The organism is Escherichia sp. E4385, assembly GCF_963883145.1.
Classification (GTDB): domain Bacteria; phylum Pseudomonadota; class Gammaproteobacteria; order Enterobacterales; family Enterobacteriaceae; genus Escherichia.
This window is the reverse complement of record NZ_CAWOOJ010000009.1, coordinates 141,098-155,726: the sequence shown is the minus strand read 5'-3', so window position 1 is coordinate 155,726 and position 14,629 is coordinate 141,098. Positions and strand designations below refer to the sequence as shown.

Here is a 14,629-nt window from a genome sequence, read left to right as displayed (position 1 = left end):
ATCGCATCCGGCAATCAACGCCTGATGCGACGCTTGCGCGTCTTATCAGGCCTACAACCGTCGTTGCATGTAGCCGGATAAGGCGTTCACGTCGCATCCGGCAAAGTGCCCAACACTCACTCAGGCTTTGGGCAACGCTGTTCCTTCCAGCTGGCTACCGCTGCAATTCGTCGGCGGGTCAGCTCTTCGCGAATCTCTACACCTTTAAATCCTGCTTCAACGACGGCTTTTGTCGGCACTGACTGCGCCACTTCCCAGGCTTCGCGCAACCAGCGGCCTTGCGGGTAGTCCGCCGATTCAAAACCGGTTCTGCCGCGCACGTCTGCCTCGCTGGTCAGCGCCAGTTGCTCTACACGTTGCGGCTTACGCCAGGCGTCAATGGAATCGAATAATTTGACGATGGTTTTCGGGTTCAGCATGGGGAAGGTATGAATGAGATCGTGAAACTCAGCCACCAGTTTGGCTAAGTCACGAATTTCATTAGGCACACGCAGACGTTGGCACAGTTGTTCCACTAATTTCACACCCGCCGGACCGTGACCGTGATGACGCGGCCAAAGCTCTGGCGGCGTCAGCCCTTTACCGAGATCGTGGCATAACGTCGCGAAACGGACATCGACCTGCGGACTTAGCATCGCCGCCATGGAGAGCGTCATTAAGGTATGAATCCCGGTGTCGATTTCCGGATGCCATTTGGCGGGGGCCGGAACGCCGAACAGGGCGTCAATTTCCGGGAATAAAACGCGCAGTGCGCCGCAATCGCGCAGCACCTGGAAGAACACTTGTGGATTGCGGGTGGTGAGGGCGCTTTCCGTCTCTTTCCACACCCGTTCAGGCGTAAGATGTTCCAGTTCGCCCGCGTGGGTCATTTCGCGCATCAGCGCCAGGGTTTCATCAGCAATACGAAAACCAAGGTGGGCATAACGCGCAGCAAAACGCGCTACGCGCAGCACGCGTAGCGGATCCTCGCCAAAAGCGGGGGAAACATGGCGTAACAGACGATTTTGCAGATCGCCCAGACCGTTGTACGGGTCGATAATCTCGCCGTCATCGTCCTGGGCCAGCGCATTAATGGTCAGATCGCGACGCTTAAGATCATCTTCCAACGTGACATCCGGTGCGGCATAGCAGGTAAAACCGGTGTAACCGGAGCCGGATTTCCGTTCGGTACGTGCCAGCGCATACTCTTCATGCGTTTGCGGATGCAGAAAAACAGGAAAATCGCGGCCTACCTGCTGGTAGCCCGCGTCGAGCATCTCCTGTGGCGTGCTGCCGACAACCACCCAATCTCTGTCTTTGACCGGTAGCCCTAACAATGCATCCCGTACCGCACCACCGACCAGATAAATCTTCACGCCATCTTCCCTTCGTCAAATACACAATTCCTAATAATAAGACAGTGCAACGAAGAAGGCGATTTAGTTCATCCAGCGATCTTTGCGTTTGCGCGTTGGGATCAGGTGCGGTAATACCAGTCCGAGCAGCAAGCCAAGACCCAGTACACCGCCGCCATACATAAACCATTGCATGATGATGGTGCGCTGTTTGTCATCTAACTGCACGCTGGCGGCATCGACCTTTTTCTGAGCGACAATCAGTTCGTTTTTCAGCTTCTGATTTTCTTCTTTTAACCCGTTGATCACACTGTCGCTCTGCGCCACTTTTTGCTGCATTTCAGCAGTGCGCTGATTCCAGGTGTTATCAATATTGGTGAGCTTATCGGTCAGCGTTTTGACCTGATTTTCCAGCACCGGTACACGAGTGCGCAGGCTTGGCTCGGTATTAAGTTCTTTTAACGGGATCCAGGCGGTACGGCCGGAGCTGTCTTTCACCTGGGCATAATTGGTGTTGGCGTCAGTTTGTAATAAGGTTACTTCCTCGCCCGCGTTAACTGTGCCCACGAGGCGATAATTATCCCCCGGACCACTGCGGACCCAAGTGTTCAGTTCGTCAGAAACATAGCGCTTTTCTTCGGCGTGCGAGACGGCAGTGGCGCTAAGTGCAAGTATAGTTAATCCGATCAGGCGTAATTTTGGCATCAGGCTGTCGTTATTGTCTGGGAAAAGTGGAACGATAGTAGTGGCATCAGTGTCGCTACGCAAAGCATTCGCTATCAATCGGAATCCTCTGTGTCAGGTCTTGCCACAGCTTCAATCTTTTACGCCCGTCAAATTGCCCGTTGCATGGCAATTTGGCGCAAAATACTATCTACTGACAAAAAAGATCGCATTAAGTTCGCCGTTCATCGTCACTAATGTGACATAACCGGATAAGTAAAGGCCATGGCTCAGGAAATCGAATTAAAGTTTATTGTTAATCACAGTGCCGTTGAGGCGTTGCGTGACCATCTCAATACGCTGGGCGGCGAGCACCATGACCCCGTGCAGTTGCTGAATATTTACTACGAAACGTCGGATAACTGGCTGCGTGGGCACGATATGGGCTTGCGTATTCGTGGCGAAAATGGTCGCTATGAAATGACGATGAAAGTCGCCGGGCGAGTGACTGGCGGTTTACACCAGCGCCCGGAATATAATGTGGCGTTGAGCGAACCGACGCTCGACCTGGCGCAGTTTCCGACGGAAGTCTGGCCGAACGGCGAGTTACCTGCCGATCTCGCTTCCCGCGTACAACCGCTGTTCAGCACCGATTTTTATCGCGAAAAATGGCTGGTGGAGGTCGATGGCAGTCAGATTGAAATTGCCCTCGACCAGGGGGAAGTGAAAGCTGGGGAATTTGCTGAGCCTATCTGCGAGCTTGAACTGGAACTGCTTAGCGGCGAAACGCGCGCGGTGCTGAAACTGGCAAACCAACTGGTATCGCAAACTGGTTTACGCCAGGGCAGCCTGAGCAAGGCGGCGCGTGGCTATCATCTGGCGCAGGGAAATCCCGCGCGTGAAATCAAACCTACCACCATTTTGCATGTTGCGGCAAAAGCCGATGTGGAACAGGGGCTGGAAGCGGCGCTCGAGCTGGCGTTAGCACAATGGCAGTACCATGAAGAGTTGTGGATACGCGGCAACGAGGCGGCGAAAGAGCAGGTTCTGGCAGCAATCGGCCTGGTTCGCCATACTCTGATGCTGTTCGGCGGTATCGTGCCGCGTAAAGCGAGCACTCACTTACGTGATCTGCTGACTCAATGCGAGGCGACCATTGCTTCTGCGGTTTCTGCCGTGACGGCGGTCTATTCTACCGAAACGGCAATGGCGAAACTGGCGTTGACCGAATGGCTGGTAAGCAAAGCCTGGCAGCCGTTTTTAGATGCCAAAGCACAGGGCAAAATCAGCGATTCCTTCAAACGCTTTGCCGATATCCATCTTTCCCGCCATGCCGCTGAACTGAAAAGCGTTTTTTGCCAGCCGTTGGGCGATCGCTACCGTGACCAGTTGCCACGCCTGACACGTGACATTGACTCAATACTGTTACTGGCGGGTTACTACGATCCTGTCGTCGCGCAAGCCTGGCTGGAGAACTGGCAGGGGCTGCATCACGCTATTGCGACCGGGCAACGCATTGAAATTGAACATTTCCGTAATGAAGCAAACAATCAGGAACCGTTCTGGTTGCACAGCGGAAAACGTTAATCAGGCAAGGATAAAATCGCTTATGAAGCCGCTCTCTTCACCGTTACAGCAGTACTGGCAGACCGTTGTTGAGCGGCTGCCAGCGCCTTTAGCCGAGGAATCACTTAGCGCACAGGCGAAGTCAGTACTTACTTTTAGTGATTTTGTGCAGGACAGTGTAATTGCGCATCCAGAGTGGCTGACGGAGCTGGAAAGCGAGCCGCCACAAGCCGATGAATGGCAGTATTACGGCGAGTGGTTACAGGAGGCGCTCAGTAACGTGAGTGACGAGGCTGGGTTAATGCATGAACTGCGGCTGTTCCGGCGGCGCATTATGGTACGTATCGCCTGGGCGCAAACGCTGGCGCTGGTTACTGAAGAGAGCATATTGCAGCAGCTCAGCCATCTGGCGGAGACGCTGATTGTTGCGGCGCGTGACTGGTTGTATGACGCATGCTGCCGCGAGTGGGGAACGCCGTGCAATGCGCAGGGCGAAGCGCAACCGCTGCTGATTTTAGGCATGGGTAAGCTGGGTGGAGGGGAACTGAATTTCTCCTCAGATATCGATCTGATTTTTGCCTGGCCTGAACATGGTTGTACGCAGGGCGGACGCCGGGAACTGGACAACGCTCAGTTCTTTACCCGCATGGGGCAGCGGTTGATTAAAGTGCTGGATCAACCAACGCAAGATGGCTTTGTCTATCGCGTAGATATGCGGCTGCGTCCGTTTGGCGAAAGTGGCCCGCTGGTGCTGAGCTTTGCGGCGCTGGAAGATTATTACCAGGAGCAGGGGCGTGACTGGGAGCGTTACGCGATGGTCAAGGCGCGGATTATGGGCGATAGCGAAGGCGTCTATGCTAACGAGTTGCGTGCGATGCTGCGCCCGTTTGTTTTTCGTCGTTACATCGATTTCAGTGTGATTCAGTCTCTGCGCAACATGAAAGGGATGATTGCCCGTGAAGTGCGTCGCCGCGGTTTGACCGACAACATCAAACTTGGCGCAGGCGGCATTCGCGAAATTGAATTTATCGTTCAGGTGTTCCAGCTCATTCGCGGCGGGCGCGAACCGTCGCTGCAATCGCGCTCTTTACTGCCAACGCTCAGCGCCATTGCCGCGCTGCATCTGCTTTCTGAAAACGATGCGGAACAATTGCGAGTGGCGTATCTGTTCCTGAGGCGTCTGGAAAACCTGCTGCAAAGCATTAATGACGAACAAACCCAGACGCTTCCTTCTGATGAGCTTAACCGTGCGCGGCTGGCGTGGGGGATGGAGTTCGCTGACTGGCAGCAACTGACCGGAGCGCTGGGCGGACATATGGCTAATGTGCGTCGGGTATTTAACGATCTGATTGGTGACGACGAAAGCGAAACCCAGGAAGAGACTCTATCGGAGCAGTGGCGTGAGCTGTGGCAGGATGCATTGCAGGAAGATGACACCACGCCAGTGCTGGCGCATCTTAGAGAAGATGATCGCAAAAAGGTGCTGACGCTGATTGCCGATTTCCGCAAAGAGCTGGATAAGCGCACTATCGGGCCGCGCGGACGTCAGGTGCTCGACCATCTCATGCCGCATTTGTTAAGTGACGTATGCGCGCGTGAAGACGCTGCTGTCACGCTGTCGCGCATCACCGCCTTGCTGGTGGGGATTGTTACCCGCACCACCTATTTAGAATTGCTCAGTGAATTCCCCGCGGCGCTTAAGCATTTGATTTCTCTGTGTGCCGCATCGCCGATGATTGCCAGTCAACTGGCGCGTTATCCATTATTGCTGGATGAACTGCTCGATCCGAACACCCTCTACCAGCCGACAGCGACGGATGCCTATCGCGACGAATTGCGCCAGTATTTGCTGCGCGTGCCAGAAGATGACGAAGAACAACAGCTTGAGGCGCTGCGTCAGTTCAAACAGGCGCAGCTGTTACGCATCGCCGCAGCGGATATTGCCGGTACGCTACCGGTAATGAAAGTGAGCGATCACTTAACCTGGTTGGCAGAAGCCATGATAGATGCCGTCGTTCAGCAGGCATGGGTTCAAATGGTCGCCCGTTACGGAAAACCGACCCACCTGAACGAACGTGAAGGTCGAGGCTTTGCGGTGGTTGGCTACGGTAAGCTGGGCGGTTGGGAGTTAGGCTACAGTTCCGATCTTGACCTGATCTTCCTCCATGATTGCCCGATGGATGTAATGACGGACGGCGAGCGGGAAATCGACGGGCGGCAGTTTTACCTGCGTCTGGCGCAACGCATTATGCACTTGTTCAGCACGCGCACGTCTTCCGGTATTTTGTACGAAGTGGATGCACGGCTACGCCCGTCCGGGGCGGCGGGAATGCTGGTTACTTCCGCAGAAGCGTTTGCCGATTATCAGAGAAACGAGGCCTGGACGTGGGAACATCAGGCGCTGGTACGTGCTCGCGTGGTATATGGTGATCCACAATTGACCGCTCAATTTGACGCAGTACGCCGGGAGATTATGACGCTGCCGCGTGAAGGCAAAACTTTACAGACAGAAGTGCGGGAAATGCGCGAGAAAATGCGCGCCCATCTCGGCAATAAACATCGCGATCGCTTTGATATCAAAGCCGATGAAGGCGGAATTACCGATATCGAATTTATTACCCAATATCTGGTGTTGCGCTACGCCCATGAAAAACCGAAGTTAACGCGCTGGTCAGACAACGTGCGCATTCTGGAACTGCTGGCGCAAAACGACATTATGGAAGAGCAGGAAGCGATGGCCCTGACCCGTGCTTACACTACGCTGCGCGATGAACTTCATCATCTGGCATTACAAGAGTTGCCGGGCCATGTGCCGGAGGATTACTTCACCGCAGAGCGTGAACTGGTGCGGGCAAGCTGGCAGAAGTGGCTGGTGGAGGAATGAAATATGGTATTATCGCGCGCAAATTTTGAATCTCTCAGGAGACAGGAATGAAAGTAACGCTGCCAGAGTTTGAACGTGCAGGAGTGATGGTGGTTGGTGATGTAATGCTGGATCGTTACTGGTACGGTCCCACCAGCCGTATCTCGCCGGAAGCGCCAGTACCCGTGGTTAAAGTGAATACCATCGAAGAACGTCCGGGCGGCGCGGCCAACGTGGCGATGAACATCGCTTCTCTCGGTGCAAACGCACGCCTGGTGGGGCTGACAGGTATTGATGATGCGGCGCGTGCGCTCAGTAAATCGCTGGCGGACGTGAACGTAAAATGCGACTTCGTTTCTGTGCCGACGCATCCGACCATCACCAAACTGCGGGTGCTTTCTCGTAACCAACAGTTGATCCGCCTGGATTTTGAAGAAGGTTTCGAAGGTGTTGATCCGCAGCCGCTGCATGAGCGGATTAATCAGGCTCTCGGTACGATTGGCGCGCTGGTGCTTTCTGACTATGCGAAAGGTGCGTTGGCAAGCGTACAGCAGATGATCCAACTGGCGCGTAAAGCGGGCGTTCCGGTGTTGATTGATCCAAAAGGCACCGATTTTGAACGCTACCGCGGCGCTACGCTTTTAACGCCTAATCTCTCGGAATTTGAAGCTGTTGTTGGTAAATGTAAAACCGAAGAAGAGATTGTTGAACGCGGCATGAAACTGATTGCCGACTACGAACTCTCTGCGCTGCTGGTAACCCGTTCCGAGCAGGGGATGACGCTGCTGCAACCGGGTAAAGAGCCGCTGCATATGCCAACTCAGGCGCAAGAAGTCTATGACGTTACCGGTGCAGGCGACACGGTGATTGGCGTGCTTGCGGCAACGCTGGCGGCTGGTAATTCGCTGGAAGAAGCCTGCTTCTTTGCCAATGCGGCGGCTGGTGTGGTGGTCGGCAAACTGGGGACATCCACGGTTTCGCCGATCGAGCTGGAAAACGCAGTACGTGGACGTGCAGACACTGGTTTTGGCGTGATGACCGAAGAGGAACTGAAGCTGGCCGTAGCGGCGGCACGTAAACGCGGTGAAAAAGTGGTGATGACCAACGGCGTCTTCGACATTCTCCACGCCGGGCATGTCTCTTATCTGGCAAATGCCCGCAAGCTGGGTGACCGCTTGATTGTCGCCGTGAACAGCGATGCCTCCACCAAACGCCTGAAAGGGGATTCTCGCCCGGTTAACCCGCTCGAACAGCGTATGATTGTGCTGGGCGCACTGGAAGCGGTCGACTGGGTGGTGTCGTTTGAAGAGGACACGCCGCAGCGCCTGATCGCCGGGATCCTGCCAGATCTGCTGGTAAAAGGAGGCGACTATAAACCAGAAGAGATTGCCGGGAGTAAAGAAGTCTGGGCCAACGGCGGCGAAGTGCTGGTGCTCAACTTTGAAGACGGTTGCTCGACCACTAACATTATCAAGAAGATCCAACAGGATAAAAAAGGTTAACCGGAAAGCGGTTCACAGATCTCGCTTCGTGCCAGGTAGACCTATTGACGCTGTTGTTTTTTCAACCTAAAGTAAAGGAACAAGGGTAAGGGAGGATTTCTCCCCCCTCTGATCAGTTGTTAGTAAGTTGGGAAGCTTAGCAGTAACAACACAACCAGTATGATGACGAACTTCATCATAACCCTTTCCTTCTATAAGGCCCCTTCTTCGGGAGGGGCTTTCCCGTTTCAGCCCCTTACTGACTTCCCGATTGTTGATTAGCGCCTGACCCCGCGCAACGCTTTCCCTGATGCAGTTTTCTCTTCCCCGAGTCGACTCGCAAAACGCTGCAACAGCCTGATCATTTGCACTTTTTAGCGGAATGCAGATATAAAAAATCCCCGGCTTTTTGGGCCAGGGATATGCGTTAATGAAACCTTCTTGACGCTGATTTTTTTTCAACCTAAAGTAAAGGAACAAGGGTGAGGGAGGATTTCTCCCCCCTCTGATTGGCTGTTAGTAAGCGTGGAAACTTATCAGTAACAACACAATCAGTATGATGACGAGCTTCATCATAACCCTTTCCTTCTGTAAGGCCCCTTCCTCGGGAGGGGCTTTCCCGTTTCAGCCCCTTGCTGACTCCCCGATTGTTGATTAGCGCCTGACCCCGCGCAACGCTTTCCCTGATACAGATTTCTCTTCCCCGAGTCGACTCGCAAAACGCTGTAACAACCTGATCATTTGCACTTTTTAGCGGAATGCAGATATAAAAAATCCCCGGCTTTTTGGGCCAGGGATGTGTGTTAATGAAACCTTCTTGACGCTGTTGTTTTTTCAACCTAGAGTAAAGGAACAAGGGTGAGGGAGGATTTCTCCCCCCTCTGATTGGCTGTTAATAAGCTGCGAAACTTACGAGTAACAACACAATCAGTATGATGACAAGCTTCATCATAACCCTTTCCTTCTGTAAGGCCCCTTTCTCGGGAGGGGCTTTCCCGTTTCAGCCCCTTGCTGGCTCCCCGATTGTTGATTAGCGCCTGACCCCACGCAACGCTTTCCCTGAAGCAGTTTTGCCTTCCCCGAGCGGTCACGCAAAATGCTGCAACAACCTGAGCATTTGCACTTTTTAGCGGAACGCAGATATAAAAAATCCCCGGCTTTTTGGGCCAGGGATATTCATAGATGAAAATTTATTCTACGTTTTCTGCGACGGGAGTTGTTGAGGTTAAGGGTGAAGTCAATGCCGCCAGCGAGCCGCCTGAAACGCCAATTTCATTGAGCAAGGAGTCAATCAGCGGTGCCTGTGTGCGGTAAGAAAGGGCAGCAGACAATGCCTGTTCCGCCAAGTTTTCGCCACCAACGTTGCCTGATGCCGCATCCCCCGCAGCGCCACCACGGTTCAATCCATCGACCTGAATAATCTTGATGCCGTCGATAGACTTCATCGGTTCAACGGATTTCTCTATTACCGCAGGTAACGACTGTAATAGCGCCAGTTTGAATTTAAGGCTGGTTTGTTCATCAGAAAGCACGTTGATTGCATCGTTCAGCGCACGTTGCGCTTCTGCTTCCGCCAGACCTTTTTTACGCGTAGCTTCGGCTAACTCAACGATCGCTGCCGCCTGCATTTCTGCGGCTTCTTTCTCTGCTTTTGCTCGGACGGTCAGTTCGACCGCTTTGGTTTCTGCGTCTTGCGCTGCGGCAATCAGCGCCACCTGCTTGGCACGATCGGCTTCGGCTGTCTGGCGAGTGGTTTCTACGTTTTGTTGCGCACTTACCGCTTCTGCAAGTGCGAGGTTGGCACGCGCTTCTGCCTGTGATTGTTGTTCTGATTTTGCCGCAATAGCGATCGATTTCGTCTGGTTGGCGATTTCGGTAACCTGCTGCTGTTCGATCTCTTTAATGCGAACTTCACGTTCAGCCTCAACCTTTCTTGAGCGGACGGCCTGTTCGCGGTCGATTTCCGTTTCCTGAATCTGTCGTTCAGCCAGAATTCGCGTCTGCTCTGCTTCACGACGACGTTCAGCTTCAAAAGCCGCAATTTTCGCATTCTGCTCAGCGGTACGGGTTTTAACCTGCTGCTCCTGCTCAAGCGTCATAAACGCTTCTTGCTGTTCAATCTCCAGCTTCCGCGAAAGAGCGTCTCGATTTTTCTCACGCACCGCAACTTCTACATCCTGTTCAACTTCGTTACGCTCGCGACGACGGCGTTCCGTCTCCTGGGTTAGTTTGGTCAAACCTTCGGCGTCAAAAGCGTTGTTCGGGTTAAAATGCTCTTTCGAAGTCTGGTTAAAGTTGGTGAGTGAAACACTTTCCAGTTCCAGTCCGTTTTTCGACAAGTCTTCTGCCACGGTATTTTGTACACCCTGCACGAAGTTCTCGCGGGTATCCTGTAACTCATGCATCGTCATTTGCGCAGCGGTGGCGCGTAGGGCATCGACGAATTTATCCTCGACCAGCATACGTAAATCTTCTGGTGATAGCGTGCGTTGCCCCAACGTCTGGGCCGCAGTGGCGATGCCTTCTACTGACGGTTTTACCCGTACAAAGAAAGCCACTACAACATCAACACGCATACGATCTTTCGTAATCAGGCTATCAATAGTAGAACGGCTGACTTCCAGCTTAAGCGTATTCATATTGATAGGAATGATTTCGTGGAAGATCGGCATTACGATTGCGCCGCCGCTCATTACCACTTTTTGCCCGCCTAACCCGGTACGAACAAATGCCTGCTCGGCAGATGCCCGACGATAAAGTCGCGCGAAAATAATACCGATAATAAACAGAACACATACGGCAACAATCGCCATAAACATCCATGACGGTACTAAGTTAACGATATCATCCATTATTAAATTTCCTTTTGTTTAAATATTTACAATATATTTGGCCAGGGATTTTTTTCTGCTAAATATCGTGTTGCAGAAAGTCGGCAAATAATCAATACCTTGTCACCTTTGGTGAAGTTTTTTCCTTCTTCAGGTTCCAGTAATAAATAGTGTATTTGACCAAATTGATCGGTAAGTTTTCCTTCACAGGGTCTGCCTGATATTGCCTGATGACCGGTAATTAATGCCATGCAGCCAATATATTCTTCTTCTGTAATAGCAGAACTATGATCGCGAGGAATCCAGGGGGCGATCGCCTTGCCGATATAATGCACTGTAATAACAGTGAGCAGTAAACAAACAGGAACCACCAACAGGTTTGAGAGTGGAGCTTTCCAGACCGTCACGCAGGCATGCTGTAGAACGATGCCGATAAGGCCAAAAAAACCAGCCAACAGGCAGAGGATGACGAGGGCTGGTAGCCTTCCAATATTAAGATAATGAAGTGCCTGACTAATATTACCTGTGGTTATGGAATCGTAATGATCAAGATGTGCATCAAGAGCACCGGAGAGCATGTGACCGCAGACAATAGCAATAATTTCTAACAGGCCGATCAAAAGTACAAAGGAAATAGCGAAAAGATAAGGTGTGTTATAGTCGGCAAATAAAATCATCAGTCACTCCATCGTCCATTCAGTGACGCATTGTTTACTATGGTATGATTTCCTTTCTTACATTTATCTTTGCTAATAATAACATGCGTTAGTGAAATTTTAAAAGGGAAAGTCTTTTAACGTTGTAATTATTTTCAATAAAAAGTGTGATCCAAAACAATATATTTACGCACGTTATGTTTAAAGGCACTACACTGATTAAGGAATACTGAAATCAGAAAAAGCATATGGCCTTAAAAGGTATGCGATAACCGGAGGATGTGCTTATGGATCATGGTCTTAATTCTTTAAATAATTTCGATTTCCTGGCGCGTAGTTTTGCCAGAATGAATGCTGAAGGTCGACCGGTCGATATTCTGGCCGTCACTGGTAATATGGATGAAGAACACAGAACCTGGTTTTGCGCTCGTTATGCCTGGTATTGCCAGCAAATGACACAGTCAAGAGAACTGGAACTAGAACATTGAGATTACGGGCCGTCAGGCCCGTTTTTGTGGTGCTTTATTCTGCTTTATCAACTGGCGGGATGGCGGGAGGAGATTGAACTTCTGCTGCCGGATTACTACGAGCTTCCAGTTCACTGATGCGCTGCTCCAGTAACGCCAGTTTCTCACGAGTCCGTAACAGGACCTGCGTCTGCACATCAAATTCTTCGCGGCTTACCAAATCGAGGCGAGTCAGCTGTGCTTGTAGGGTTTGGCGGATTTTTTTCTCCACATCTTCCCCGAACTCCCTGATTCCTTTAGGCATTGATTCGTGAACCTGGCGAGCAATTTGCTCAATTTTTTTCGGGTCAATCATTGTAGTTTCCCTGTACTGATAGGTGTTTGGTGCCATTGTAGTGCGATAAGGGTAAGTCATAAACCAGAATTATGTGAACCTATGCGTTGCTGCCGTTAATCATTAGCGTTATAGTGAATCCGCTTATTCTCAGGGCGGGGCGAAATTCCCCACCGGCGGTAAATCAACTCAGTTGAAAGCCCGCGAGCGCTTTGGGTGCAAACTCAAAGGACAGCAGATCCGGTGTAATTCCGGGGCCGACGGTTAGAGTCCGGATGGGAGAGAGTAACGATTCTGTCGGGCATGGACCCGCTCACGTTATTTTGGCTATATGCCGCCACTCCTAAGACTGCCCTGATTCTGGTAACCATAATTTTAGTGAGGTTTTTTTACCATGAATCAGACGCTACTTTCCTCTTTTGGTACGCCTTTCGAACGTGTTGAAAATGCACTGGCTGCGCTGCGTGAAGGACGCGGTGTGATGGTGCTTGATGATGAAGACCGTGAAAACGAAGGCGATATGATCTTCCCGGCAGAAACCATGACCGTTGAGCAGATGGCTCTGACCATTCGCCACGGTAGCGGTATTGTTTGCTTGTGCATAACCGAAGAACGCCGTAAACAACTCGATCTGCCAATGATGGTCGAAAATAATACCAGCGCCTATGGCACTGGTTTTACCGTGACCATTGAAGCTGCTGAAGGTGTGACTACCGGTGTTTCTGCCGCTGACCGTATCACGACTGTTCGCGCTGCGATTGCTGATGGTGCTAAACCTTCAGACTTGAATCGCCCTGGCCACGTTTTCCCATTGCGCGCACAGGCGGGTGGTGTACTGACTCGTGGCGGTCATACCGAAGCGACTATTGATCTGATGACGCTGGCAGGCTTTAAACCTGCAGGTGTGCTGTGTGAACTGACTAATGACGATGGCACCATGGCCCGCGCGCCAGAGTGCATCGAGTTTGCCAACAAACACAATATGGCGCTGGTCACTATTGAGGATCTGGTTGCATACCGTCAGGCGCATGAGCGCAAAGCTAGCTGAAAATAACTGCTAAGACTGGTGCGATAATCAAAGAAACCGAAGCTGTAGAAGGCTTCGGTTTTATTTTGCCCTTACCCTGCTGAATGTAAATTTCACCGCTTTATCTATGAGTAAATTTCACTAATATCAGACAACCTTTTTCATTATGATCAAAATCATATAAATGTTCCGATATTATGCGACCATATAAATATATCCGAAAATGGATATGTGAAATTTATGCGCTAAATGTTTGGTATTGTTAAATATTAAGGGTAAAAAGGATGTTTATCTCCTGGTACTGGATTGTATTGATTGCGCTGGTTGTGGTGGGGTATTTCCTGCATTTGAAACGTTATTGCCGGGCGTTTCGCCAGGACAGAGACGCACTGCTTGAAGCGAGAAACAAATACTTAAACAGTGCGAGAGAAGAGACAGCAGAAAAGCTGGAGTAGTGCTTCTGCGATGCCTGCAGATGTTGTCCATGCTGGACAACATCTGAAGTTGTTTTCAACCAATTCCCGCCGTTTGTAACAGCACTAAACTAAATCCCATTACTGACATCCCACACAGCACGCCATAGCTGGGATTATTATTGGGATCAATCTCTTTGGCTAACGGCATTAATTCGTCCACGGAGAGCGCCACCATGATTCCTGCAACCGCCGCCATGATTGCCGCCATGACTACCGGGGAAATCATGCTACCAAGGATTAACCACGCCAGAACGCCGCCGAGAATTTCCGCCAGCCCAGAAATCCCCGCCCACAGAATTGCGGTGCGTTTCGACCCCGTTGCCGCGTAAACCGGCCCCGCAACCGCCAGACCTTCAGGAATATTGTGCAACGCCACGGCCAGCGCGATGCCAAAGCCCAGCTCCAGGTTACTGCTTGCCGTAACAAAAGTGGCAATCCCTTCCGGGAAGTTATGCAGACTGATTCCAAGAGTGAGCAGAATAGCAGTGCGCTTGATCGATTTGGGCAACGGTTGCACCGATTTTTGCATTAAATCCTGCGGATGCGCATGCGGCAACATGCGGTCCAGACCAAAATAGCCCAGCAGACCAAAGATAAACATCCCGTAGCCCAGAACGGGGGACATTCCTTCGGCGGCTAATGCGGCAGGGAGCATCTCCATCAATGAGATAAGCAACATGATCCCCGCCGCAAACCCTAGCGAAAATGCCAGCAGTCGGTTCGAGGGTTTTTGCCCGAGAACGCCGAGAAACGCGCCAATAAACGTGGCTGCCCCCGCCAGTATGGTCAGAATGAGAGGTACTGACATCGACAACTCCTTATAAATCTTCACCTTCAGGCAGATCGTCAAAATAACTGATGATGATCATCATCGTTATCCGGGTTCTTACTCCGCCGAACGAGCGTATTGTGAGGATATCAAAATGACACC

The 14,629-nt window shown here is 51.5% G+C and carries 15 protein-coding genes and 1 riboswitch; of the genes, 6 read left to right on the top strand and 9 right to left on the bottom strand.

The features are described 5' to 3' along the window. Positions 1-116: 116 nt before the first annotated feature. Both cca and AACS80_RS08765 read right to left on the bottom strand, forming a co-directional pair. A complete protein-coding gene (gene cca / locus AACS80_RS08770; RefSeq protein WP_135410472.1) occupies positions 117-1,355 on the bottom strand; it encodes a fused tRNA nucleotidyltransferase/2',3'-cyclic phosphodiesterase/2' nucleotidase/phosphatase Cca in 1,239 nt (412 codons plus the stop codon). Positions 1,356-1,418: 63 nt separating this feature from the next. Then, complete coding sequence (locus AACS80_RS08765; protein ID WP_130210468.1) at positions 1,419-2,039, bottom strand: TIGR04211 family SH3 domain-containing protein; 621 nt, start codon at positions 2,037-2,039, stop codon at positions 1,419-1,421. 243 nt (positions 2,040-2,282) lie between these two features. Here AACS80_RS08765 and ygiF point away from each other — a divergent pair, with 243 nt between their 5' ends. The 3 genes from ygiF to hldE are packed head-to-tail and all read left to right on the top strand — an operon-like array spanning position 2,283 to position 7,928. Next, positions 2,283-3,584, top strand: a complete 1,302-nt coding sequence (gene ygiF / locus AACS80_RS08760; RefSeq protein WP_135410471.1) for an inorganic triphosphatase — start codon at positions 2,283-2,285, stop codon at positions 3,582-3,584. 22 nt (positions 3,585-3,606) lie between these two features. Beyond that, positions 3,607-6,447 (top strand): bifunctional [glutamate--ammonia ligase]-adenylyl-L-tyrosine phosphorylase/[glutamate--ammonia-ligase] adenylyltransferase, encoded by a 2,841-nt coding sequence (gene glnE / locus AACS80_RS08755; RefSeq protein ID WP_135410470.1) that lies wholly within the window; start codon positions 3,607-3,609, stop codon positions 6,445-6,447. 47 nt (positions 6,448-6,494) lie between these two features. Beyond that, positions 6,495-7,928 (top strand): bifunctional D-glycero-beta-D-manno-heptose-7-phosphate kinase/D-glycero-beta-D-manno-heptose 1-phosphate adenylyltransferase HldE, encoded by a 1,434-nt coding sequence (gene hldE / locus AACS80_RS08750; protein WP_130210454.1) that lies wholly within the window; start codon positions 6,495-6,497, stop codon positions 7,926-7,928. 119 nt (positions 7,929-8,047) lie between these two features. Here the strand turns inward: hldE and ibsE are convergent, their stop codons facing one another. The 5 genes from ibsE to AACS80_RS08725 all read right to left on the bottom strand — a co-directional run bounded on the left by ibsE (position 8,048) and on the right by AACS80_RS08725 (position 11,415). Next, positions 8,048-8,107 (bottom strand): type I toxin-antitoxin system Ibs family toxin, encoded by a 60-nt coding sequence (gene ibsE, locus AACS80_RS08745; RefSeq protein WP_001387082.1) that lies wholly within the window; start codon positions 8,105-8,107, stop codon positions 8,048-8,050. A gap of 316 nt (positions 8,108-8,423) precedes the next feature. Continuing rightward, positions 8,424-8,483 (bottom strand): type I toxin-antitoxin system Ibs family toxin, encoded by a 60-nt coding sequence (locus AACS80_RS08740; protein ID WP_104917541.1) that lies wholly within the window; start codon positions 8,481-8,483, stop codon positions 8,424-8,426. Positions 8,484-8,799: 316 nt separating this feature from the next. Then, positions 8,800-8,859, bottom strand: a complete 60-nt coding sequence (locus tag AACS80_RS08735) for a type I toxin-antitoxin system Ibs family toxin (RefSeq protein ID WP_001387081.1) — start codon at positions 8,857-8,859, stop codon at positions 8,800-8,802. Positions 8,860-9,097: 238 nt separating this feature from the next. Continuing rightward, on the bottom strand, positions 9,098-10,759 hold the full coding sequence (locus AACS80_RS08730; protein WP_135410469.1) for a flotillin family protein: 1,662 nt from the start codon (positions 10,757-10,759) through the stop codon (positions 9,098-9,100). A gap of 26 nt (positions 10,760-10,785) precedes the next feature. Next, positions 10,786-11,415, bottom strand: a complete 630-nt coding sequence (locus tag AACS80_RS08725) for an OB-fold-containig protein (protein WP_130210458.1) — start codon at positions 11,413-11,415, stop codon at positions 10,786-10,788. A 266-nt stretch (positions 11,416-11,681) separates the two neighbouring features. On the opposite strand from AACS80_RS08725, the gene glgS reads away from it, so the two are divergent. After that, complete coding sequence (glgS, locus tag AACS80_RS08720) at positions 11,682-11,882, top strand: cell surface composition regulator GlgS (protein ID WP_130210460.1); 201 nt, start codon at positions 11,682-11,684, stop codon at positions 11,880-11,882. Positions 11,883-11,916: 34 nt separating this feature from the next. On the opposite strand, the gene ubiK is transcribed toward glgS, so the two are convergent. Continuing rightward, the gene (ubiK, locus tag AACS80_RS08715) at positions 11,917-12,216 is read right to left on the bottom strand and encodes a ubiquinone biosynthesis accessory factor UbiK (protein WP_064529620.1); all 300 of its coding nucleotides are present in this window, start codon (positions 12,214-12,216) and stop codon (positions 11,917-11,919) included. A gap of 121 nt (positions 12,217-12,337) precedes the next feature. Next, positions 12,338-12,486, top strand: a riboswitch (FMN riboswitch). Positions 12,487-12,589: 103 nt separating this feature from the next. On the opposite strand from ubiK, the gene ribB reads away from it, so the two are divergent. After that, complete coding sequence (gene ribB / locus AACS80_RS08710; RefSeq protein ID WP_113305203.1) at positions 12,590-13,243, top strand: 3,4-dihydroxy-2-butanone-4-phosphate synthase; 654 nt, start codon at positions 12,590-12,592, stop codon at positions 13,241-13,243. A gap of 263 nt (positions 13,244-13,506) precedes the next feature. After that, positions 13,507-13,677 carry a protein YqiD gene (gene yqiD / locus AACS80_RS08705; RefSeq protein WP_165382779.1) on the top strand — a complete coding sequence of 57 codons (171 nt, stop codon included), beginning with the start codon at positions 13,507-13,509 and terminating at the stop codon, positions 13,675-13,677. A gap of 55 nt (positions 13,678-13,732) precedes the next feature. Here the strand turns inward: yqiD and zupT are convergent, their stop codons facing one another. After that, positions 13,733-14,506 (bottom strand): zinc transporter ZupT, encoded by a 774-nt coding sequence (gene zupT / locus AACS80_RS08700; protein ID WP_001295627.1) that lies wholly within the window; start codon positions 14,504-14,506, stop codon positions 13,733-13,735. Positions 14,507-14,629 lie beyond the last annotated feature (123 nt).

What these genes read in the sequence shown, in the direction of transcription:
- glnE (WP_135410470.1), top strand. Translation starts at nt 3,607, where the DNA reads ATGAAGCCGCTCTCTTCACCGTTACAGCAGTACTGGCAGACCGTTGTT.
- AACS80_RS08730 (WP_135410469.1), bottom strand. Translation starts at nt 10,759, where the DNA reads ATGGATGATATCGTTAACTTAGTACCGTCATGGATGTTTATGGCGATT.
- AACS80_RS08725 (WP_130210458.1), bottom strand. Translation starts at nt 11,415, where the DNA reads ATGATTTTATTTGCCGACTATAACACACCTTATCTTTTCGCTATTTCC.
- yqiD (WP_165382779.1), top strand. Translation starts at nt 13,507, where the DNA reads ATGTTTATCTCCTGGTACTGGATTGTATTGATTGCGCTGGTTGTGGTG.
- ygiF (WP_135410471.1), top strand. Translation starts at nt 2,283, where the DNA reads ATGGCTCAGGAAATCGAATTAAAGTTTATTGTTAATCACAGTGCCGTT.
- hldE (WP_130210454.1), top strand. Translation starts at nt 6,495, where the DNA reads ATGAAAGTAACGCTGCCAGAGTTTGAACGTGCAGGAGTGATGGTGGTT.
- ubiK (WP_064529620.1), bottom strand. Translation starts at nt 12,216, where the DNA reads ATGATTGACCCGAAAAAAATTGAGCAAATTGCTCGCCAGGTTCACGAA.
- glgS (WP_130210460.1), top strand. Translation starts at nt 11,682, where the DNA reads ATGGATCATGGTCTTAATTCTTTAAATAATTTCGATTTCCTGGCGCGT.
- ribB (WP_113305203.1), top strand. Translation starts at nt 12,590, where the DNA reads ATGAATCAGACGCTACTTTCCTCTTTTGGTACGCCTTTCGAACGTGTT.
- AACS80_RS08765 (WP_130210468.1), bottom strand. Translation starts at nt 2,039, where the DNA reads ATGCCAAAATTACGCCTGATCGGATTAACTATACTTGCACTTAGCGCC.
- zupT (WP_001295627.1), bottom strand. Translation starts at nt 14,506, where the DNA reads ATGTCAGTACCTCTCATTCTGACCATACTGGCGGGGGCAGCCACGTTT.